Raw genomic sequence first — 20,993 nt, forward strand, 5'->3', positions numbered from 1 at the left:
ACGCTCGGCTACTGTCGCGCCCCGTCTGGCTGGGGCCCGATCCGCTCCAGCGGGATCCGCTTGAAGCCGAGCTTGAAGGCCGGCGCCCCTTTCTTCAGCTGGAAATTGCCGGCCGCCCGGTCCACGAACCCCGGGTCCCGGTTCTCCAGGTTGTCCGCAAGCCTTACCATCTCGCGGGTGACCCCCTCCTTCAGTTCGACCAGGCGCCCCCCTACGCTTATGTTGCGCAGGAAACTGTTTCCTTCCGGCAGCGCCGGGTCCTTTTCGTAGAGGCGCTTCAGCTGCGGGTAGCGCGTGCTGTAGGGGGGTTCCCGGTAGCGCACCGCGGCCAGCCGTTCGGTGAGCGTCGTGTCGGTGCCGTCGAAATACTTGCGGTACCAGCTGGTGCCGCGGGCATCGAAGAACGAGGCTTCCTTGCAGTCGATGAAGATGTTGTTCTCCACGCGGTTGTCCCGCCCACCTCCCACCTGGATGCCGCGCCCGGCCCGGTAGACCAGGTTCCCGAACACCGTGGTCCCGCTGGCGAAGTCGTCCAGGTAGATCGCCTGCACGTCCCCCTGGTTCAGGTCGTGGAAGTAGTTGAAGCGGACCACGTTGCCCCGTTCGGAATAGTCGCGCCCCATGTAGAAGGCACCCGCGTCGCTGGTCTCCAGGCAGACGTGGTGGATCTCGTTGTACTCAACCAGGTGGTCGTTGCCGTGCAGGAGGATGGCGGTGTGCGGCGCGTCGTAGATCAGGTTGTGCGCCACCCGGTTCCCCACCCCGAAGAGGTCGATTCCCGGGGTGTAGGTCCTTACCCAGCGGCTGAAGTCGTGGATCCGGTTGTTGAGGGCGTAGTTGGCGCCGGGGGTGAGGCTTTGCCGGTCCCCCCCCGCGAGAAAGATCCCCCCCTCGCCGCAGTGGCTGATCTCGCTCCTTTCCACCCCGCTGTGGCTCGCCCACTCGATGCGCACCCCGGTGTTCCCGGCGTTGCGCACGGTGAGCCGGGACAGGCGGACGTGGCTGCCGCCGTTCACCACCACGGCGCTGCCGCGGCAGCACTCGACGGTGAACCCCTCGAAGTTCACGTGCGCTACCCGGAACAGGGAGACCACCGTGGGAAGCAGCGAGACCGAGGCCCCCTGGCTCCCCTGGCGCGCCGGCGGCCAGAAGTAGAGGAGCCCCTTTTTCCGGTCCAGGTACCACTCGCCCGGTTCGTCCAGCTCCTCCAGAAGGTTCAGGGCGCGGTAGCGGGCCTTCGCCTTGTAGCCGAAGAGGTGCGGCTCCCTCAGCACCAGCTCGCGGCGTTGCGGCTTGATGTTCTGCACCCGCACGTAGCCGTCGGCCCAGTCCCAGGCCCAGTAGCCGTGCAGCCAGAGGTCCTCGGCATCGAGCCAGCGGCGCGGCCGGTCCCCCTCGTAGGTGATCCTGGTCTCTCCGGGCTCGCCGCTCGCCGCCGCAACCCGGGCCCAGCCGCTGTTCGGCCAGCGCGCCAGCTGCATCGGCCGGCCGTCGAAGAAAAGCTCGAGGCCGGCCGGGATGTTCGCCTTGGCGAAGCCGCGCGGCTTCATCTCCCCGAAGTCGCGGATGCCGAGCGCCCAGAGGTCGACCTGGAGCACCTTGCCCCGAGCCGAAGCCGGGAGCCGCTCCAGTACGGCGGGATCGACCACCGGAGTGAACCCGGCGATCTCCCGCCCCCCCGTGAGACGCACCTCCTCGTTCTTGTAGGGGCGGTAGCTGACCGGTGCCTCGGGCGAGCCGGAGTCCGGCTCCGAGAGTTCAAAGGTGCGCGCCAGCTGGTAGGTGCCGCCGCGCACCAGCACCTGGACCGGGCCTGCCGGCGCAGCGCTGCGCCGCCCTTCCCGAATCGCGTCACGGGCCCGCTCCAGGGTCCTAAACGGTTGTTCCAGGGTCCCCGGGCCCCGGTCGTCACCACCGGGTGCCACGAAGAAGAGGTTGGAACCAGCTGCGGCAGGGTGCGAGACCAGGGAGAACCAGAGCATCACCAGGAGCGGGACGAGTCGTCGCACAGGGGACATGGCTGCACCTCCTTGCTTTGGGTTGTGGCAAATCCAGATTGGATTCTACAACCAAAGCAAGATTAGGCCAGTCTCATCCAGCCATCCCCACCTTCCCGAGTTGCCGGGCGCCCGAAGCCGCGGCCAGGATCAATTCTGCTCCACCGCCAGCGCGACCATGAACCAGTCCTCGTCGGAGTCGAAGAGGAGCGTGGTCACTTCCGGCTTCCGGGTCATGTGGATCACGTACTTGGTACCGGAGACGACCGAAGGGGTGGCGAGCCTTATGTCCAGGCTCCTCTCGCACAGGTACGGCTTGAAGGTGCCGGCCAGGATGTTGGCGAGTTCCCCGAGGGCGTCCTCCACCTCCTCCTCGCTCGGCTCCAGGGTGACCAGGAGCTGGGCCGCGATGCTCTGCGCCAGCGACCGCGAGGCGTGCAGGCTGACCACCCCGTTGCAGGTTCCGGCAAAGCCGACCAGTGCGCTCAGGCAATCGGTGAAGTTGGAGGCAGGATCGATGGACAGCGGCAGGTGCAGCAGGTGATCCATCCCGACAAAGGAGGTGAAGACCCGCTTCACCTCGTGGATCAGTGATTTCTCCAGCGCGGGTCCGGTAGTTTTAAGCTTCGTGAGAAGTTCGGCCGAAAATGTCATGACTCCCTCCTTGGTGCTAGTCGCGGGCTGTACCCGGCAAGGACAATCTGCCGGCATACCGGCGCGGGTACCAAGGAGATTACAGGATCGGTGCCAAGAGGATGAACGGCGTTCCCACGCGGGGTTAGCGTGCCGGGGCCCCGGCGGGGTGTCCCGGGAGGGGACACGGTGTTTCTCCGGGGGACAACAACGCGTGTCCGAAACGCCGCAAAGGACTTGGGTGCCGGGCGCCTTGGTGGTATAGTCCCTGGCGACTCACCACGTCACACTTCCCGGAGCAGACACATGGTAGCGATCATCGGCGCCGGAGCCTTGGGCGCCATCTACGGTTCTCTTCTGTTTCAGGCCGATCCCGCATCGGTCTACTTCATCGCCGGCGGCGAGCGCGGCCAAAGGCTCTCACGCGACGGCGTCGTGGTAAACGGCAGCCGCTTTGCCATTCCCGTGCGCACCCCGGATGAGGCGACCCCCGTCGAGCTGGTGATCGTCGCGGTGAAGTACCACCAGCTCCCGCAGGCCCTGGCCGAACTGAGGCGGGCGGTCGGTCCGCACACGGTGATCCTCTCGGTCATGAACGGCATCGACAGCGAGGAGCGCCTGGGGGAGGAGTTCGGTCCCGAGAAGCTCCTCTACGGGCTGTCGCTCGGCATCGACGCGGTCCGGGTCGGCAACGAGGTCAGCTACCGTAACCTTGGGCGCATCGTCTTCGGCGAGAAGCGCAACGAGGAGCACAGCGACCGGGTGCGCCAGGTCGCGGCGCTCTTCGACCGGGCCGGGATCGCCCACCATACCCCGGTCGACATGATACGCAGCCTCTGGTTCAAGTACATGATCAACGTCGGGGTGAACCAGGTATCGGCCCTTTTGGGGTTGAGCTACGGTGGGGTGCGCAACGATCCGGCGGCGCGCGAACTCATGGAGGCCGCCATGCGCGAGGTGATCGCCCTGGCGCAGGCGCTCGAGGTCGACCTTTCCGAGCCGGACATCCAGGAGTTCTACCGGGTGCTCGAGACCCTGGACGCCGACGGCAAGACCTCGATGCTGCAGGACGTGGAGGCGGGCCGCAAGACCGAGGTGGAGATGCTGGCGGGGACCGTACTGGCCCTGGGGGAGCGCCACGGCGTCGCCACCCCGGTGAACCGCCGGCTCTTCGAGGAGTTGAGGCGGCTGGAGGCGGGCTTCACGCCGTGACGCACGGTAAGGTGGGAATCAGGGGCGGGTCCAGACCGTGGTCCGGCCGAAGAGCGGGACACCCACATAGCCGCGGATCTTGAGCTTCGTGGCGTTCACCAGGGTCATCTTGCAGGAATAGGTCTTCCCGGAGTCGGGGTCGTAGATCTCCCCGTGTTCCCAGCTCTCCCCGCCGCCGTAGCTGAAGCCCTGCATGATCTTCAGCCCGAGCAGGGAGCGCCCTTTCAGTTTCGGGTCCGGGTTCTCCCGGTCCACCCGCGGCTTCCCCGCCATTCCCTGGGGATCGTCCGGCGGATACACCGGGCGTCCCAGCCAGGCGAGCCTGCCGCAGTACTTCCCGTCGCAGTGATAGATCTCGATCTGCGCCCTGCCGTCCTCGTTCTTCCAGGCCCCCAGGATGTCGTCCGCCGCGCCGTAGGCCGCAGCCGTCAAAATAAGAAGAACCGGCAGCGAGCCAAGCACCCGCCCAAGTACCTTTTTCATAACTTCCCCCTATCTGACGTTCAGGACGGCCTCTCCGTCCGATTTCGCCAGCAGCGCGACCAGCTCGGGCACCGCCTGCCGGGCGACGATCTCCACCAGGTCAAGCAGCGTCTGGTCGAACACCTTCGAGTCGCTGCGCAGCGCCTCCGCCGACGAGGTCCCCTCGTACTTGAACGTCTTCACCAGCTTTCCGGCCTTAAAGACGTCGATCGTCACCTTGAGCGAGCCGTTCACCTCGCGCTTCACCAGGTGGTCCACCCCATCCAGCTTCGCCTCGATGCGGCTGAAATCGATGCCGCGGCCGGCTCCCTCGGGAAGCCTGGCTGCCAGGTTCACCCGGTAGCCGGCCTGTTCGAGTTCCCTGATCAGCGACTCGGCCACCATCTCCCTCGGGTTGCGGTCGGTGAGCAGTTTTCCCTGCACCTCACCGTCCGCGTCGCGCAGCTGCCCCAGGACCCAGGCGACCTCGCCGCTCTGAGCTGCGTGGTCGGCGGAGACCGCGGCGTAGACCTCGCCACGTCCTCCCGAAGCTCCCACGACCGGCTGGTAATCGAGCCGTACCGTCCGGTCCTGCCCGGCGCACCCCGACAGGAAAGCCACAAGCACCAGGACCGCGAGGACAAGTCCGCCCCGCTTGAACCCATTCTTTTTCTCAATCATGGTTCCCCCCTTTTCAGAAGATTCTTCCCGGAAATTACGCGTGCGGATGTGCAGGCGAAGATCATTCGCCCGGCGCGCCGGCAGGCACGAAACAAGCGCCACCATCTTCCCGGCACCACCTTCCGGACCTCGCACCTGGCAGATCAGGGTGTTCCCTTCCGCCGGAGCAAAAGCCGGATCGGCAACGCAGAAAATGGTGCCACAGGATTGCGGACTGGCAACCGGCACCGGAAGTCCGGCACCGGGAAACACGCATCGGATGCTGCGCAGCGGCACCCGGGACCAGGAACTTTAACCGGCCCGCATGAGATGTGAGATAACCACCCGCAAAAAAGGAGCTGCCGGCCCACCGGCAACTCCTTTTTCCTTTCCGGTGCACTTAGGCAGCGCTAGTCGTGCTTGCCGTGGTGCTTGCCGTGCCCCTCGCCCTCGTGCTTGCCGTGGTGCTTCGGCCCGTGCCCTTTCTCCTTGTGGTGGTGGCCGCGGTCCCGTTCCAGGTAGACGATCCTCCCCCCTTCACGGTAGCAGGGACGCCCCCCGACGTAGACCACCTGCACCCCTGCGGGAGCCGGCAGGTAGCCGTTGATGTTGACGCTGACAGCGGTGCCGGCATAGGCGCTGCCGGCGCTTAAGACCAAAGCTGCGACCGCCGCCAGACGGCCTGCTCGATGTTTCATACAACCTCCTTGAAAACCGGGAACCCCGGTCAGTTGCGGGACAAAAGCGGTTGTTCCGCCTCCCGGGAGAAAATGCGATAGATGGTACCTGGCCGGCTCTTTGCTGAGCTGCCGGAGGCGTGTTCAGGGACACCTGCCGGAAGAGCCCGTCGACCGGCGGCGGGTGGTGACACTACGACTTCGTTGCCTCCTTTTTGGCCACGAAAAAAGCCGGGGCCAAGATATCGGTTAGATATTTCGGCGACCCGGCTGTCTCGGTGAGACCCTGTAGGCTTTCCGTCCCATCCTCGCGGATGGTTTAGTAGTATCGTTTATCTCACGCTTGTTGTACTGGCCGTCTTGATACCTTCCCCACGCCTTCCTGTCAAGAAAAAACCCTCCCGTCAACCCGAAGGCCGTTCATGCGTTTAGCGTTGGTGCGCCCCCGCGTGCCCGCACCGGATCTCCCTGCGGAGCTACTCGCCGCCCCAGCTGTTCTGTACCGCACCGTGACAGGCCCTGTACCGAAAACGAACAGCCAGGGGAGGCTGCCGGCCTGCGACCCGCTCCCCGCGCGGTTTTAGCTTGGCACAGAGTTGGCTTACCTGAACCATCCAGTACGAGGGTGGGCCGTTCCCCGCCGTCAGATCGGAGTCGGCCTGGCCCGAACCGGATCCGGAGGTTTCCCATGAGCAGACAACAGCATTCCTTACACCAGCAAGCTGCCGCCGAGGCGGGGCTGCGGGTTCTTTTTGTCGATGACACCGAGATCAACCGGGAACTGGGTGCGACCGTACTCAAGAGGCTCGGGCACCAGGTGACAATCGCCGCAGATGGTGCAGAGGCAATCGCGGCCCTCTCGTGCGCTACCGCATTCGACGCGGTCTTCATGGATCTCCAGATGCCGTTACTCGACGGACTGGAGGCGACCCGGCGCATCAGGCAGATGGCGGGACTGGACAAGATCCTGATCGTGGCGATGGCCGGTTCCCTGCAGCCGGGGGAGCGTGATAAGATCCGGGCGGCGGGAATGGACGACTGGGTGAGCAAACCGATCCGGCGCGAAGAACTCCAGGCAGTCCTCGAGCGTCGTCTCGGCTCCCCCACGGTGCCCGCAGCGCCCGTCCCGGCCGAAGAGCCGCTTCCCCCCGTCTTCGACCGGCAGGGGCTTTTAGACCGCCTGGGTCGCGATGCCGGGCAGCTCAGGCGTTTTCTCGAGATGTTCTTCCGGTCCGCCGCGGCAAGCCTGGCCGGCCTGGAAGCCGCCCTTATCGCGGGAGATCGGGACAGTCTCCGACTCTACGCCCACACCTTGAAGGGAACCTCCCTCAACATCGGTGCCCAGCGCCTCGCCTCCCTTTCCCGGAACCTGGAAGAGAGTGCCGCGGCCGGCCAGCCCGAGCAGCTTCGGGTGCAGTTCGCCGCGCTGCGCGAGAGCTACCGCGAGTTTGCCCAGTTGCACGGGAGCTTTCCCGATCAATCGTCCGTCGTGGCAGAGCGTCGCGAGGCGACCCGTTCCTCCGCCCCGGCGGCGTCCGGCGAGCAGGTCCCCGTGGGCAGGACAGCACGGCTCTGAGTGCAGGTGACTTCGGTCCCGCTCCCTAGCCGGTCCTCGCCTCGTTACGATACAAAGGTTCCAGCCTTTCCCCGCCGTTGCCGTTCCTCTGTGCCCCTCCGTGTCCTCGGTGGTGAGGGAAGTCGTTTTCCGCTCTCTGCTTTTCTCCGTGTTCTCCGTGTCTCCGTGGCAGAATTCAGGATTTTCTTCTGTTGCCCAAACCCCCGTCCCTGCGTTATAACATCTGAAAAATTTCTCAAGGCGGAAGACATGGGGAAAGCAGCAAAAGGTTCCGGCGGCGGGCCGATGAACGCGCTGGAAATAGAGATCGCCATTGCGGCGCTCCACTCGACCGGAGACTTCCAGGTATTGCGCAGGCTCGACCTGGAGCGCGAGACCCGTTTCGCCCGCGCCTCCCAGCAGGGGAAGATCGCCATCTGCCTCGACACCGAGACCACCGGCATCAACCACCTCCAGGACAAGGTGATCGAGCTCGGCATGGTCGCCTTCGAGTACCTCCCCGAGACCGGCGAGATCACCCGTGTCCTCGGTCGCTACAACGGTTTCGAGGATCCCGGCTTCCCGCTTCCCGACGAGATCAAGGAGATCACCGGGATCACCGACGACATGGTCGCCGGCCAGAGCTTCGACGACGCCGAGGTGCAGAACCTTGCCGCCTCCGCCAGCCTGGTCATCGCCCACAACGCCGCCTTCGACCGCAAGTTCGTCGAGACCCGTTTCCCCGTATTCCGCGATACCCCCTGGGCCTGCACCGTCTCCCAGATCGACTGGAAATCCGAGCGGATCTCCTCGCGCACCCTCGATTACCTTCTCTTCAAGATCTGCGGCCTCACCATCCATGCCCACCGCGCCCTCGACGACGCCGAGGGGGTCCTCGGGCTTTTGCTCGGCCGCTTGCCGGTGACCGAGTTCCCCATCTTCAAGGCCCTGCTCGAAAGTGCCACGCAGACCACCTCCCGGCTGAGCGCCGTAGGTGCGCCCTTCGACAAGAAGGATCTCCTGAAGGACCGCGGCTATCGTTGGAGCGACGGCACCCAGGGGACCGCGAAGGCGTGGTGGCGCGACGTCCCGTCCCACGAAGAGCGCCAGGAGCTCGAGTACCTGGCGCGCGAAGTCTATCCTCGCGGCAACGCCGACGCGGTGCAGATCAAGCGCATCGACGCCTTGACCCGGTTTTCGGTAAGGGAATAAGGCAGGGGCTAGGGGCTGGGGACCAAGGACCAGAGTCCCGGGCTCGCCAAAAGCCCATCGGTTCTCCTTCCGTCCTTTGTGTCCTTTGTGTCATTCGAAAGCCGGCAGGCACTCTAAGGAATATCGAAGCCTTCCAGCGCTTGCTTAATGAACCGTGGGAGGTAAGCTCTCTTCCAAATCCTTTACCAGGGGTACCGGATGAAGAAAAAAGCCTACTGCCCTGCCTGTGGCAACCGCGAACTCAACAAGCTCTTCATCACCACCAACCGGGGGAAGTCGCTCTCGCTGCTGCTCACCTCCCAGTCCGACCTGCGCAAGTCCTCCGGTGACGTCTGCTGCATCCAATGCCAGCACGTCTGGAGGATCAGCCACCTCCACAAGGACTAGCGGCGCACGCAGATCCCGCGTCGCCTCCGCCACGACTCCCCACACCGAAGGGCACCCGGCCCCCACCGGGCAGCCAACTCCGCTGACGAGCGCCTTCCCCCGTTTGTTCCCCCGTGGTGTGCCGATACTACCCGCCCGAGCCTGTATTACCAAGCGCCAGTCCGACGTTTACTGTTCCGGCAAGATCTCCTTTTGAAATCGGTTCACGACCACCGTGTGGGCGGGGGAAAGCGCCTGGGCCTTCCCGGTCATGGTCTCGATGGCGATCTTTACCAGGGCGGTGTTGGCGAGGTTCTCCTCGTTCATCGGAGAGACCGGGTAGCTCGCCGGGACGTACTTCTCGATCATCTTGACCAGGATCGCACGTTTTTCGGCAGGATCCTCGATGAAGCTGGCGCTGCCGAAACAGAGAACGCTCCGGTAGAGCTGGCTTATGCCGCAGCCGCGCGCCGAAAGGACCTGGGGACCGGCCTCATCCACCTCGAAACAGACCCGGCCATCGGCCTTGAGGGCGTCGAACTTGCGCCCCGCCCGCGCGCTGTGGACGTAGATGGCTCCCGGCAGGAACAGGAAGTTGACCGGGACCAGGTAAGGCCCCTCCTTGGTTGCCAGCGCGAGCCGGCCCACTGCCGCCTGTTCCAGAAGCTCTTCCATCTGCTGAGGCGATTCCATAACGCGATCCTTACGCCGCACTTCCCTTGTCATGACCTGCTCCGTTACGAAGTTTGATGGCAATTCCTGCCACCTTATACCCCAACCGCCCTGGCCGGCCAACCAATTAAAGGTTGCAGCGCGCTTCCCGGACCAGGAAAAAGAAGAGGCACCGGAGCTTTACGTTCCGGCGCCTCATACGTCAACGACCTTGTGTCGGTTAGGACCTTCGACCCTTTCTTCGTAGCTCCTCTAAGCCTACACCCTTCCCGCCGAGCCCAGCACCGCCTCGTTCTTGTGCCGGACCAGCTTGGCGAACTCCGAGCGTGCCTCGCCCAGGTACTTCCTCGGGTCGAACTCCTGCGGGTTCTTGGCCAGGTGCTCGCGGATCTTCGCGGTGAAGGCGAGACGCCCGTCCGAGTCGATGTTGATCTTGCAGACCGCACTTGCCGCGGCCCGGCGCAACTGCTCCTCGGGGATCCCCACAGCGTTGTCCATCTTGCCGCCAAAACTGTTGATCATCTCCACGTACTCCTGCACCACGCTGGAGGCGCCGTGCAGCACGATCGGGAACCCGGGGATGCGCCGCTCGCACTCTTCCAGGATGTCGAAGCGCAGAGGAGGCACCTCCTCCCCCGGGGCCAGCCGGAACTTGTAGGCCCCGTGGCTCGTGCCGATCGAGATGGCCAGCGAGTCGACCCCCGTTTTCTTCACGAAATCCTCCACCTGTTCCGGGTTCGTATAGGTCGAGTGTTCCGCCGAGACCTCGTCCTCGATTCCCGCCAGCACCCCTAGTTCCCCCTCAACCGTCACCTCGAAGCGGTGCGCAAACTCCACCACCTTCCTGGTCAGCGCCACGTTTTCCTCGTAGGGGAGGTGCGAGCCGTCGATCATAACCGACGAGAAGCCGCTCTCGATGCAGGCGACGCAGAGTTCATAGGAGTCTCCGTGGTCCAGGTGCAGCGCGACCGGGATCTGGGATCCCTTCTCCCTGATCATCTGCAGTGCGCCCTGCACCATGTGGCGCAAGAGCGTTTCATGTGCGTAGCTGCGGGCCCCCTTCGAGACCTGCAGGATGACCGGCGAGCCCGTATCGGCGCAGGCGGTGAGAATCGCCTGGAGCTGTTCCATATCGCTGAAGTTATAGGCGGGAATTGCGTACTTGCCGGCCATCGCCTTGGCGAACATCTCGCGGGTGTTGACCAGCCCGAGTTCCTTGTAATGCACCATCTCGCCAGCCATGTCCCCTCCCCTTTTCTCTTTCGACGTGCGGAAAAACATAAGGATAGAACACAATGGACAATTGACAATGGACCATTGGCAATGACGACAAGGCAATTCACAATGGCCCCTTGCCCCAGGTTCTCGTTGTCAATCGATTCTCTCCGTGTCCTCCGTGCCTTCGTGGCAGAATCAGAGGCATTGGGAGGGAACAACGCAGCGTGGTAAAATCAGGTGGTGCCGGTTGAGGGAGCAGCAGAAAGAGAACAGCCAGAAGGGAGTAAGCCGTGCGCAAGATCACCTACAGCACCAACATCCGGGCGCGGTTGGAGACAGTGTGGAGCCTCATGGTGGACCGGATCGAGCATCCGTCCCTTCCAGGAGTAAAAGAAGTGCGGGTCACCGAGCGCGGCGAGGGGTACCTGGTCCGCGAGGTGCGGGCGCGTTGGCTGATGATCCAGGAGCGGGTGATCGTCGACCAGGGGAAGCACGAGATCACCTTCAAGATGGAAGAGCACCCGCTTTTCAACGGCAGTGCCGTCATGCGAGCCGTGGCCCTCTCCCGGCAGAGCCCCGTCGCGCCGGTCCAACTGACCATGGAAGTTAACTGGATACCGAAGCACGAGGAAGCCGAGCGCACCATCCTCGAGACCATGCCCTCCGAGATCCAACAGGAAGTCCTGGGCATAAAGGAAGAAGCGGAGGCGATTGACAGTTGACAATGGACAATTGACAATTACAACCTTAACTGCGGCCGGCAGAACAGCCTGCAGTCGTTTTCACTGTCAAATGTCAATCGTCCATTGCAGTACAGGAGATGTCATGACCAAGCACAAGCATGCAGAGAAAGAGGTTCCGAGAACACCCGAGCAGTTGACCGAGACCGATCTGAAGGAGATCGATGCAGCTCTCTTGGAGAACGCCTCCGAGAACTGGAGCAAAGTCTCCCGGATCGTGCTGGCCACGATGATCGAGCGCGGCGAAGGCACGACCGGTCTCCCCACCGGCTTCTACGCGGAAAGGGTTGCCGGCCTGGTAAAAGCCGGATCTCTCGAGGCGCAGGGCGACCTCAGCGACATGCACCTCAGCGAGGTCCGGCTGAAAAAATAGCCGTCGCCCCTGTTCGCGGTACGTCCCTTTCGTCGATTATGTCCCCTGCGTCCTATTCGTCCTTTGCTGGTGCAACCCTGGCTAGCGCCACGGCATGATCGGCACACTGGAGATGCTGTGCTTGGGCGAGCCGTTCACCAGCTTGTCGGTGAAGGCGAGGTACACCAGGACGTTTCGCTTGCGATCCAGAAACCGTACCACGTGGAGCTTCTTGAAGAGCACCGAGCGCGATTTCGAGAACACCTCCTCCCCCTCCTTCAGATTTCCCGGCAGCGCAATCGGTCCGATCTGCCGGCAGGCGATCGACGCCTCCGAGCGCTCCTCCACCAATCCCAGCGCTCCCTTGATCCCGCCCTTCGTCGGATAACTCACGTGGCAGGTAACGCCCGGCACCAGAGGATCGTCGAACGCCTCGATGACGATCTTCGAGTTCGGTCCCGTCATGATGAACTCAGTGCTCACCTCCCCGACCTTCTCCGCAAAAGCCGGAGCCGCGGCCAACAGCAAAGCCAATCCAGCCAGCGCAACCATCGAACATTTCATACAACCTCCCTGGGCAGCATAAGAGATACGTCCGAAGACGCCATCACCAGTCGGACCGGAAGCGATCCCTTCTGCGGAATAAGAAGATACCCCAACAAATCCCCCCCGTCATCCCCAGATTGCTCCGCGGTTCGCTTCGCGCGGTTCTAGCCTTTACTGCGTCCTGAGAATGTATCATCATCCAGTAATCGAGGAGAGCAGGAAGTGAAGAAGACCGACCAGTACCTGAAAATTGTTGAATGGTCAGAGGAAGACGGTTGCTATGTAGGCAGCTGCCCCGGTGTCATCTACGGTGGCGTGCATGGCCAGGATGAATCTGAGGTGTACCGGGAACTGTGCCAGGCCGTTGCGGAAGCTGTGGAACTTTACGAAGCAGACGGTAAGCCGCTTCCGGTACAAACTGCGCATAAGGATTATTCTGGTCGTTTCCTCTTGAGGGTCGATAAGGAGTTGCACCGAGAACTCGCCATCCGTGCCCTCAGATCCGGCGAGAGCTTGAACAACTATTGCCAAAACGTCCTGAAGAAGGCGATCCGTCAAGGGTAGATCGGGGAGGAGAATCCTTTTCCCGCCCCCCTTTTTCCGTGTTCCTCCGTCTTTCGTGTCTCTCCTTCGTGTGCGATTTCGATCAGCTTAGCGTGCTTAGCGATTTCGGTTCAAACCGTTTGCCTTTCCCGGTTTGCCTTTCCTCTGTGTTCCCCTGTGTCCTCTGCGGTGAAGCTTTTCATTTTTGAAGTTGTTTCTGCTTTGCGGTTCAGCTCCCATTCATGGTATCTGTTACCGAAATTCCGATGCCCAAGGAGAGCACCGTGTCCCTGCGCAGCCTTCGCATCCTCACCTCCATCGCCAGCAAAGGAACCTTCGCCGCCGCGGCCGACCAGTTAGGGCTCACCCAGTCCGCCATCAGCCTGCAGGTCAAGAACCTGGAAGATGAACTGGGCGTGCAGCTCTTCGAAAGGACCGGCCGCAGTCCCAGGCTCAACATGAACGGACGCTACGCGGTGGAGCGCGCCAGAGAGATCCTCCAGATCTACGACGAGATGAAGGCCCGGCTCTCCCCCTCCGATGGGGTGCAGGGCGTGCTGACCCTGGGCGTTGTACCGACCGTCATCACGGGTTCGCTCCCCCCCGCCCTCGGCCGGCTGCGCTCCCGCTACCAGGAGATGCACGTCAAACTCGTCTCCGGCCTCTCCAGCGAACTGGTGCGCCAAGTCGAGGAGGGGGATCTCGATGCCGCCCTCACCACCGAGCCCCCTTACCTGGTGCCGGCACAGTTCGAGTGGATCCCCTACGACGAAGAGCCTTTCTACGTCGTGGCCCCCAAGGGGGTCGGCACCCACAACGTCAGCGAACTCTTCGAGCGGTTTCCTTTCGTGCGCTTCGACAAGATGGCCTGGGCCGGCGCCATCGTAGACCGCGAGTTGCTGGCCCGGCAGATCAATCCCCGCGAGGTGATGGAATTCGACTCCCTCGAGGCGGCCCTCGCCCTCGTTGAAGAAGGACTCGGCATCGCCGTGGTGCCGCTCAGCAAAGCCCGCCGGGCGCGCGTTTCGGACCACATCACCCTCACCCCTTTCGGCTCGCCGCAACTGACCCGGCGCATGGGGATGTTCCAGAAGCGGCAACACCCGCGCCTCTCCCTCACCGGCGCGATCCTGGACGAACTGCGCCGGCCCCACACTTAAGTAAAACTCAAGCTTAGAGAAAGTATTATCAACTTTTTGTAAAAGCAATCTCGTGCTACCCTCTCTCCATTCATCAAAGTGGAAGAGGTTTCAGCATGGTTGCCATCGTAAACGCCCTCACGCCGGTCCTGGCGTTGATACTTTTAGGCTTCATCATCAAGCGCAGCGAGTTCATCCCGAACTCCTTCTGGCCTTCCGCCGAGAAACTCACCTACTATCTGCTGATGCCGGCCACCCTCATTCACAGCCTGGCCGGCAAAGATATCGGCTCCTCCCCCTGGTTCAACATCCTGCTCACCATCTGGGGCGCGGCGCTCGCGAGCGTGGTCTTCGTGGGCCTGAGCTGGCTCACCCACCGGCGCATGGGGGGGCCCGTCTTCACCTCACTCTTTCAGGGCGGAGTCCGCTTCAACACCTTCGTGGCACTCGCCCTTGCCGAAAGCCTCTTCGGCAAAGAAGGACTCTTCCTCGCCTCCTTGGGTGCAGGTTTCATGATACTCATCGTGAACGTGTTGACCGTCAGTGCCTTCTCAGTGGCAGTCGGCAGCGGCGGACTCGATGTGAGGCGCATCAGCCGCGACCTGATGCGGAACCCGCTGATCTGGGGGTGCGTCCTGGGGATCGGGTTGAACATTTCCGGGTTGAAACTACCCGTAGCGCTTGACGGTTCGCTGGTCCTTTTGGGCAAGGCAGCCTTTCCCGTCGGGTTGTTGGCAGTCGGGGCGGCGTACCAGGCCGGGAACATAGTCCGGCACTGGCAGCCGATAGTGGCGAGTTGTGGCATCCAGTTCTTTTGCAAGCCCGTCGTAGCCTGGTGGTTGGCGGCGGCGACCGGGCTGTCCGGGGTAGCCGCCGGAGTAGCCGTGCTCATCTTCAGCGTACCGACCGCGCCGACCGCCTACATCCTTTCCCGGCAGATGGGAGGCGACCACGACAGCATGGCCGTGATCATCACCATCCAGACCTGTCTCTCCTTCGTAACCCTCCCCCTCACCCTCTGGCTCTTGAGCTCATAGGACCGGTTACCACAGAGAGGACGCAGAGGTAAGATTCCAGCCTTTCCCCGCCGTTGCCTTTCCTCTGTGCCCCTCTGTGTCCTGTGGTTGCGGATTTTAGCTTTTGACGTCACCCTCACGAATTGTGCAAGAAATGTGAAAATAACAGTTGTAGGAATTCGCCGATCACAGTTATAGTGTAAACAAATGGGCGCCCCAGTCGTCGTAATCCGGATCCGCCTCCCGTTAACGGGGCGTGCGGCAAAAGAACAGCCACCTTCATCTACCCCATGTACAACGAGGTAAATCATGCTGACTGTCCTCATCGTCCTTGTAGTAGTAGCCGTAGTCGTTGCAGCGATTCAGTTTGCCTGTATGCCGTCCAGCAAGAGCAAGAACAAAGGCCACTAAAAAAAATGTGCCGCTCCTGGGCGCGGAGCGGCACATTTTTAAGCAGTTGTAATTGTCGTTCCACAGCTAGTGATTCAAGCCAAAGACTCCTGATCCAACAACCGATGCCCTCCCCCGATTGTCCCCACCGTTCCTTCGTAGCCAAATCTTGTCCGAGTACTTCAGTCGTAAGTAAAGAGATTCCAGCCTTTCCCCGAAGTTGTCTTTCCTCTGTGCCCTCTGTGTCCTTGTGGTGAGGCTTTTTGGAGCCGACCGTAACGTCACCGGTTCCCAGCCGCGATGATCGTCTCCAGCACACCCGGGAACCGTGCCTCCAGGTCATCCGAGCGCAGGAAGTTCATAAGTTCGTTCCCCTCCCGCCTGCTCGCGACCACCCCCGATTCCCTAAGCACCCTGAAGTGATGCGACAGCGTGGACTTCGGCATCGGGATGTCAAAGGCACCGCAGGCCACCTCCCCTGCCCTGGCGATCTTCAAGACGATCTCCATGCGCACCGGGTCGCTCAGCGCGTGGAGCACCTTGGGCAACGAGATTTCCTCCCGTACCGGCTGTCGAACCTCCGTTTTACAGACCATCTGCCGCCCTCACTCTGGTTCTTCCGAAAATGATGAAAACATCGAACCGTCTCCCCGCAGCGCCGCAGCAGCCCGCGCGTCCCCCCCTTTGCGAAGGGGGACAGGGGGGATTTGCCTTAGCATTCCCGGATGAACCTCATTTTTTGCCCATCATATAGAAACCATCTTGACAGCGCAAGATGGTTCGACTATTTTCGAACAACTCGTTCGAGATTTATCGAACTACTTTCCCGTCAGAAAAGCCCATACCGGCGCGGGGAAAACCTACAGTCGCAGGAGGAGAGAAGAGATGAACGTGATCGGAATCAACGGCAGTCCGCGTCAGCAGTGGAACACCGGAACCCTGGTGGCCAAGGCCCTGGAAGGAGCCGCAGCGCAGGGGGCGACCACCGAGTTGGTGCATCTTTACGAGCAGGATTTCAAAGGGTGCAAGAGCTGCTTCGCCTGCAAGGCCCGCGGCGGGAAAAGTTACGGCAAATGCGTGCTGAACGACGACCTGGCGCCGGTGCTGGAGAAGATTGCCGCGGCCGACGCCCTGGTTATCGGTTCGCCGATCTACTTCGGTTCCGTAACCGGCGAGACCCGCAGCTTTCTGGAGCGCCTGCTGTTTCCCTACCTCACCTACACCGTCCCCTACGGCACCCTGTTCGACCGCAAGATGAAGGTCGGCTTCATCTACACCATGAACGTCCCCGAGGAAGTAAGCGTCCAGTACGGTTACGAGAACCTCTTTGCGGCCAACGAGCGTTACGCCAAGCTGCTTCTGGGCGATGCCGAGTCCATGTACGCCTTCGACACCTGCCAGGTAGAGGACTACTCCAAGTTCGTGATCGAGAGCTTCGATCCGGTGCACAAAGGCAAGCGCCGCACCGAACAACTCCCCCTCGAGTGCCAGAAGGCCTTCGACATGGGCCGCCGGCTGGCGGGAGCAGAAGCATAGCAGCGTAGCTTCAAAAAAAAACGGGCCATCTTAGGTATCTCACGTTGATCTACCTAAGGTGGCCCATATATTAAACCGCTCGGCAGGTTTCAAGTTCCGTCGTCAGGGTCCAGTCTCCGTGTCCTCCGTGCCTCCGTGGCAAATTACAGATTATTCGCCCCCACCACCACAGCAGAAACTTAATCGAACCTGGCACGCCCCCCCGCAGCGAGTCCCCATTTACCACTTTACCGCCGTATCGATTACTGGGTATAGTTTTCACATCTTCGCTGCGAGTACCCCAGGGGGCAGCTTATGGGCAAGAACCGACTCGAAGCCTTCAGCGACGGGGTCATGGCCATCATCATCACCATCATGGTGCTGGAAATGAAGGTCCCCACCGGGACCGACCTTGCGGCCCTCAAGCCGATCCTCCCCATATTTTTGAGCTACCTGCTCAGCTACGTGTACATCGGCATCTACTGGAACAACCACCACCACATGCTGCACACGGTGCGTCAGGTAACCGGAACCATCCTGTGGGCCAACCTGCACCTTTTGTTCTGGCTCTCGCTTTTCCCCTTCGTGACCGGGTGGGTCGGCCACAACCACCTGGAGCCCGCCCCGATGGCGCTCTACGGCGTGGTGCTGCTCCTGGCGGCGCTCGCCTATTTCCAACTGCAACGGGCGATCATTCGGAGCCAGGGGGCAGATTCGCTGCTGGCCAAAGCGGTGGGGCGCGACATCAAGGGGAAGATCTCGCCCATCCTCTACGCCTCCGCGGTGCCGCTTGCCTACCTGAGCCCCTGGTGCTCCGCCGGCCTCTACATCGTCGTGGCCCTCATGTGGCTCATCCCCGACCGGCGCATAGAGAGGGCACTGATGACGGGCGAACACGTGTGAGCCCTGCCGAAGCTGCCTCTGCGCGAAAATTCCCCCAATCCGCGTCATCCGCACTCTCTTGAAGTTGCCGTTCCCACCACCTCAACGGAAAACAGGCTTGAGGGTATCGATACCCCCAAGCCCGTCCTTGCTGTCCTTGCTGTCCTTCCGTTACTTGCTCGTTATCAAGAGTGCCGCGCTCCCCATCACCTTCTCGTCGTCAGCTACCGGCGCTGCGAAGCGGTCCGTCGTGTACCTCAGCTGGGCTTTGACCGTGTAGAGGCCGGGGGCCAAGGCGGGGTCCCAGTTCACCAGGCGCTCCTCACCGGCCCGCACCGGGGCTTCATGCACCCCCTGGGCGTCGGCCCGCGTCTGGGCGTACCCCTCGTAGCCGGAGAGCTTCTTGTCGGCTTCCAGGAAAGCCTTGTCATCGGGACGCGCGCTGAAGTTCGGCGCAAAGAGCCACTCTTTACGGGCCCTGCTCACTCCCTGCCGATCCAGGACATCCACCGAAAGGTACACGCCGCGGGCATTGGGACCGGTCGGGACCGAGTGTCCGGCACCGATGTTGGTCACGCTGAAGGAGAGGTTCGCTTTCTCCTTGTCCCGCTGGATGATCGCGAGGCTCAGCGAGCCGCCCAGGCGCTGCCCGGAGTGGCCGCCGGTCCAGAGATGGCGCCCGACAGCCACGGGAGCACCGTCCGAGTCCTCGGCGAGTTTACGCAGCGTGCGCGGCATGTGGCAGTCCTGGCACTGCTGCGCACCGAGCCCCGGCTTGTTGAAGTCCTCGCGCCACTCCATGAAAGTCTGGTACTGCCCGCCGACGATCCTCTTGTCCGTGGTGTCGACGTGGCAGTGGGCGCAAATGGCAGAGCTCTGCAGGGCAGGCTCCGCGACAGAGGCATGGGGTGCATTTCCGGTTTTATGCACGCCCCTCACCTTCCCCTCCGGTGTCAGGTGGCAGGTCGCACAGGTAATCGAGATCTCTCCGGCATTCGCCACGTTGGGAAGCTGTTTCCCCAGCTCGCCCTTCGCGGGAATGTTGAAAGACCCGGCGAAATGGCAGGCGCGGCACCATTCGACGTCCCCGCCGGAGGCAAGCGGCGTGAACTTCGAGGTGGCATGGGCCGTCGCGGCAGAAGAGACCGTCGCGGGTATCGAGTGGTTGGCGGAACGGTTGTCGCTCCCCACGCCCAGGGCGTATTCGCGATAGAGGGTCTGGTGACACTCTCCGCAGGTCTCCGACGGGGTCGCGGCACCCTTGGGAAAGGAGACCGGTTCCGCAAGAGCGATGGATGCAAGTGACATAAACATGGTGAAAACCGTGCCTGCGAGCTTCAGACTACATTTCATGGTTACCCTCTCGATGCGTTTCTTGGTTTTTTCCGGCTTGCGCATTTGCCGGCCTGACATCAGTGAGGGGAGCATAGGCCGGATGTGCAACCATTCACAGCCGCAGTTATCGTTTTTTTTATGGTGGCAGATCCGATTGTATGCGAGTATGCGGAAAACGCCGGCGAGGTTAGTTGGCAGGCAAAGCGATCATCAAAAGCAGAGGATCGGGGACAACATGTTCATCCTGAATAGCAGTGATCCTGTACCGCTGTACAAGCAGCTCTACAACCAGATCAGAGAGCATATCCTGTCAGGCAAGATCCCCGCAGACACCAGGCTGCCGTCGGTGCGGCAGCTGGCCGGCGAGCTTTCTGCCAGCTGCAACACGGTTGACGGGGCCTACCAGGAGCTCTACGCAGAGGGGTACATCTACAGCAGGCCCCGCAGCGGCTACTTCGTCTCCGCACTGGACCAGGAGGTGGCGCCGCGCCCCGTGCCCCGGAAGCTTGGGAGAAACGACTTCCTGCCGCCCCCCCCGGCCCGCTTTACCTACGACTTCCACCCTGCCCGCCTCGATCCCGAGAGTTTCCCCGCCGAACTCTGGCGCAAGTGCCTGACCGAGGGGCTGCGCCGCGACAGCAGGGAGCTTACCCACTACGGCGAGCTCCAGGGAGACTGGGGACTGCGCTGTTCCATTCAAAGCTACCTGGAGAAATCCCGCGGCGTGGTGTGCGACCCGGAGCAGATCGTGGTCTCTTGCGGGCTGCACCAGACCCTGGAAATCGCCGCACAGCTTCTCAAGGACGATCATCCCGTAATTGCTGTGGAGAACCCCGGCTACCACCTGCCGCGCGACGTCTTCGAGAACCACGCCTATACCATCCTCCCCGTCCCCGTGGGGCAGAGCGGGATCGACCTGAACCGGCTCAGGGCCGGCCACGCCGACATCGTCTACGTCACCCCTTCCCACCAGTTGCCGCTTGGGTACGTGATGCCGGTGGCGAACCGGCTCGCATTGATCGAGTGGGCGGAATCAGGTGGCAGGTACATCATCGAGGACGACTACGACAGTGAGCTGCGTTACCAGGGGAACCCGATACCCTCGTTGCAGGGGCTGCGACCGACCGGCAACATCATCTATTCCGGGACCTTCTCAAAGATCCTCTCCCCGGCCCTGCGTCTGAGCTACCTGGTGCTCCCCTACTCTCTTTTGGGAGCCTTCCGCGAGCGTTACCGCAGCTACAACTGCTCCGTGTCACTGGTGGAGCAAAGAGCCATGGCAACCTTCATGGAGCAGGGACACTGGGAGCGCCACATCCGGCGCATGCGCACCGTCTACAAGAAGAAGCACGATACCCTTTTGCGTTCCGTGGAAGCCTGTTTCGGGAAGCGGGCCGAGGTCATCGGTCAGGGAGCCGGGCTCCATGTCGTCATACGGTTACCCGAGACGACCCAAAGCGAGGCGCAGATCCTCGACAAGGGGCGGCAAAAGGGGATCGGGCTGATCCCGTTTTCCGACTTCCACGTCACCGGCCAGCCCGAGAGCGTGACACTCATGCTAGGCTTCGGCGGCTTTAACAGCAGCGAGATAGAGCAAGGCATCGCCCTGCTCTCCCAGATCTGCTGAGGATTGTGACATAGGTGGTTCGCTGGGGCCCCGGTCAAATTGACAATCAGTTAGACACTTCTAAAATTTCTGCATTTGTCTCCCCAGGAGGTCCTCATGTCGACGCGCTACGGTGGGCGACTATTCGATCCCACGAACTTCCACCTGGTTCCATGAAGCGCTCCGAAGCGACAACGCGTAAAGGTATTCTACGGCCGATTCGAGGCCGAGCGGTGTTTCTGGAAATTCTCCTTATCATCCTTAT

The 20,993-nt window shown here is 62.1% G+C and carries 22 protein-coding genes and 1 riboswitch; of the genes, 12 read left to right on the forward strand and 10 right to left on the reverse strand.

All coding sequences use genetic code 11. The features are described from left to right. Positions 1-8 precede the first annotated feature (8 nt). Positions 9-2,018: a right-handed parallel beta-helix repeat-containing protein gene (locus GMST_RS12580; protein WP_183355012.1), complete on the reverse strand. Its 2,010-nt coding sequence runs from the start codon at positions 2,016-2,018 to the stop codon at positions 9-11. A gap of 129 nt (positions 2,019-2,147) precedes the next feature. Continuing rightward, positions 2,148-2,651, reverse strand: a complete 504-nt coding sequence (locus GMST_RS12585; protein WP_183355013.1) for a chemotaxis protein CheX — start codon at positions 2,649-2,651, stop codon at positions 2,148-2,150. Between the two features lie 285 nt (positions 2,652-2,936). Here GMST_RS12585 and GMST_RS12590 point away from each other — a divergent pair, with 285 nt between their 5' ends. Next, complete coding sequence (locus GMST_RS12590) at positions 2,937-3,842, forward strand: ketopantoate reductase family protein (protein ID WP_183355014.1); 906 nt, start codon at positions 2,937-2,939, stop codon at positions 3,840-3,842. Between the two features lie 18 nt (positions 3,843-3,860). On the opposite strand, the gene GMST_RS12595 is transcribed toward GMST_RS12590, so the two are convergent. The 3 genes from GMST_RS12595 to GMST_RS12605 all read right to left on the reverse strand — a co-directional run bounded on the left by GMST_RS12595 (position 3,861) and on the right by GMST_RS12605 (position 5,662). After that, complete coding sequence (locus tag GMST_RS12595; RefSeq protein WP_183355015.1) at positions 3,861-4,325, reverse strand: DUF2147 domain-containing protein; 465 nt, start codon at positions 4,323-4,325, stop codon at positions 3,861-3,863. A 9-nt stretch (positions 4,326-4,334) separates the two neighbouring features. Then, complete coding sequence (locus tag GMST_RS12600; protein ID WP_183355016.1) at positions 4,335-4,985, reverse strand: hypothetical protein; 651 nt, start codon at positions 4,983-4,985, stop codon at positions 4,335-4,337. A gap of 389 nt (positions 4,986-5,374) precedes the next feature. Continuing rightward, positions 5,375-5,662: a hypothetical protein gene (locus tag GMST_RS12605; RefSeq protein WP_183355017.1), complete on the reverse strand. Its 288-nt coding sequence runs from the start codon at positions 5,660-5,662 to the stop codon at positions 5,375-5,377. Positions 5,663-5,898: 236 nt separating this feature from the next. After that, positions 5,899-5,975, reverse strand: a riboswitch (cyclic di-GMP riboswitch). Between the two features lie 354 nt (positions 5,976-6,329). Between GMST_RS12605 and GMST_RS12610 the strand changes: the two genes are divergently transcribed. The 3 genes from GMST_RS12610 to GMST_RS12620 all read left to right on the forward strand — a co-directional run bounded on the left by GMST_RS12610 (position 6,330) and on the right by GMST_RS12620 (position 8,795). Next, complete coding sequence (locus tag GMST_RS12610) at positions 6,330-7,217, forward strand: response regulator (RefSeq protein WP_183355018.1); 888 nt, start codon at positions 6,330-6,332, stop codon at positions 7,215-7,217. A 249-nt stretch (positions 7,218-7,466) separates the two neighbouring features. After that, complete coding sequence (locus tag GMST_RS12615) at positions 7,467-8,408, forward strand: 3'-5' exonuclease (RefSeq protein ID WP_183355019.1); 942 nt, start codon at positions 7,467-7,469, stop codon at positions 8,406-8,408. Positions 8,409-8,606: 198 nt separating this feature from the next. Then, entirely contained in the window at positions 8,607-8,795 is a 189-nt protein-coding gene (locus tag GMST_RS12620) for a hypothetical protein (RefSeq protein WP_183355020.1), read from the forward strand. Positions 8,796-8,963: 168 nt separating this feature from the next. Here the strand turns inward: GMST_RS12620 and GMST_RS12625 are convergent, their stop codons facing one another. Then, on the reverse strand, positions 8,964-9,467 hold the full coding sequence (locus GMST_RS12625) for a pyridoxamine 5'-phosphate oxidase family protein (RefSeq protein WP_183355021.1): 504 nt from the start codon (positions 9,465-9,467) through the stop codon (positions 8,964-8,966). 237 nt (positions 9,468-9,704) lie between these two features. Then, entirely contained in the window at positions 9,705-10,688 is a 984-nt protein-coding gene (locus GMST_RS12630; protein ID WP_198424556.1) for a class II fructose-bisphosphate aldolase, read from the reverse strand. Positions 10,689-10,954: 266 nt separating this feature from the next. Here GMST_RS12630 and GMST_RS12635 point away from each other — a divergent pair, with 266 nt between their 5' ends. Both GMST_RS12635 and GMST_RS12640 read left to right on the forward strand, forming a co-directional pair. Further along, on the forward strand, positions 10,955-11,386 hold the full coding sequence (locus GMST_RS12635; protein ID WP_183355022.1) for an SRPBCC family protein: 432 nt from the start codon (positions 10,955-10,957) through the stop codon (positions 11,384-11,386). A 103-nt stretch (positions 11,387-11,489) separates the two neighbouring features. Continuing rightward, positions 11,490-11,777 (forward strand): DUF3658 domain-containing protein, encoded by a 288-nt coding sequence (locus GMST_RS12640; RefSeq protein ID WP_183355023.1) that lies wholly within the window; start codon positions 11,490-11,492, stop codon positions 11,775-11,777. An 81-nt stretch (positions 11,778-11,858) separates the two neighbouring features. Here GMST_RS12640 and GMST_RS12645 read toward each other — a convergent pair whose 3' ends face one another. After that, positions 11,859-12,320 carry a CreA family protein gene (locus tag GMST_RS12645; protein WP_198424557.1) on the reverse strand — a complete coding sequence of 154 codons (462 nt, stop codon included), beginning with the start codon at positions 12,318-12,320 and terminating at the stop codon, positions 11,859-11,861. A gap of 204 nt (positions 12,321-12,524) precedes the next feature. On the opposite strand from GMST_RS12645, the gene GMST_RS12650 reads away from it, so the two are divergent. From GMST_RS12650 to GMST_RS12660, 3 genes are all read left to right on the forward strand, one after another. Further along, positions 12,525-12,866 (forward strand): type II toxin-antitoxin system HicB family antitoxin, encoded by a 342-nt coding sequence (locus GMST_RS12650; protein ID WP_183355024.1) that lies wholly within the window; start codon positions 12,525-12,527, stop codon positions 12,864-12,866. Positions 12,867-13,129: 263 nt separating this feature from the next. Next, positions 13,130-14,005: a LysR family transcriptional regulator gene (locus GMST_RS12655; protein ID WP_183355025.1), complete on the forward strand. Its 876-nt coding sequence runs from the start codon at positions 13,130-13,132 to the stop codon at positions 14,003-14,005. A gap of 95 nt (positions 14,006-14,100) precedes the next feature. Then, positions 14,101-15,021, forward strand: a complete 921-nt coding sequence (locus GMST_RS12660) for an AEC family transporter (protein ID WP_183355026.1) — start codon at positions 14,101-14,103, stop codon at positions 15,019-15,021. Positions 15,022-15,671: 650 nt separating this feature from the next. Here the strand turns inward: GMST_RS12660 and GMST_RS12665 are convergent. Next, complete coding sequence (locus GMST_RS12665; protein ID WP_246399576.1) at positions 15,672-15,929, reverse strand: ArsR/SmtB family transcription factor; 258 nt, start codon at positions 15,927-15,929, stop codon at positions 15,672-15,674. Between the two features lie 346 nt (positions 15,930-16,275). Between GMST_RS12665 and GMST_RS12670 the strand changes: the two genes are divergently transcribed. Further along, complete coding sequence (locus tag GMST_RS12670; RefSeq protein ID WP_183355028.1) at positions 16,276-16,926, forward strand: flavodoxin family protein; 651 nt, start codon at positions 16,276-16,278, stop codon at positions 16,924-16,926. Positions 16,927-17,220: 294 nt separating this feature from the next. Then, entirely contained in the window at positions 17,221-17,808 is a 588-nt protein-coding gene (locus tag GMST_RS12675) for a TMEM175 family protein (protein WP_183355029.1), read from the forward strand. Positions 17,809-17,958: 150 nt separating this feature from the next. Here GMST_RS12675 and GMST_RS12680 read toward each other — a convergent pair whose 3' ends face one another. Further along, on the reverse strand, positions 17,959-19,140 hold the full coding sequence (locus tag GMST_RS12680; protein ID WP_183355030.1) for a hypothetical protein: 1,182 nt from the start codon (positions 19,138-19,140) through the stop codon (positions 17,959-17,961). Positions 19,141-19,357: 217 nt separating this feature from the next. Here GMST_RS12680 and pdxR point away from each other — a divergent pair, with 217 nt between their 5' ends. After that, positions 19,358-20,749, forward strand: coding sequence for a MocR-like pyridoxine biosynthesis transcription factor PdxR (pdxR, locus tag GMST_RS12685; protein WP_183355031.1), 1,392 nt, complete (start codon positions 19,358-19,360; stop codon positions 20,747-20,749). Positions 20,750-20,993 lie beyond the last annotated feature (244 nt).

The organism is Geomonas silvestris (assembly GCF_014193515.1).
Taxonomy (GTDB): Bacteria; Desulfobacterota; Desulfuromonadia; order Geobacterales; family Geobacteraceae; genus Geomonas; species Geomonas silvestris.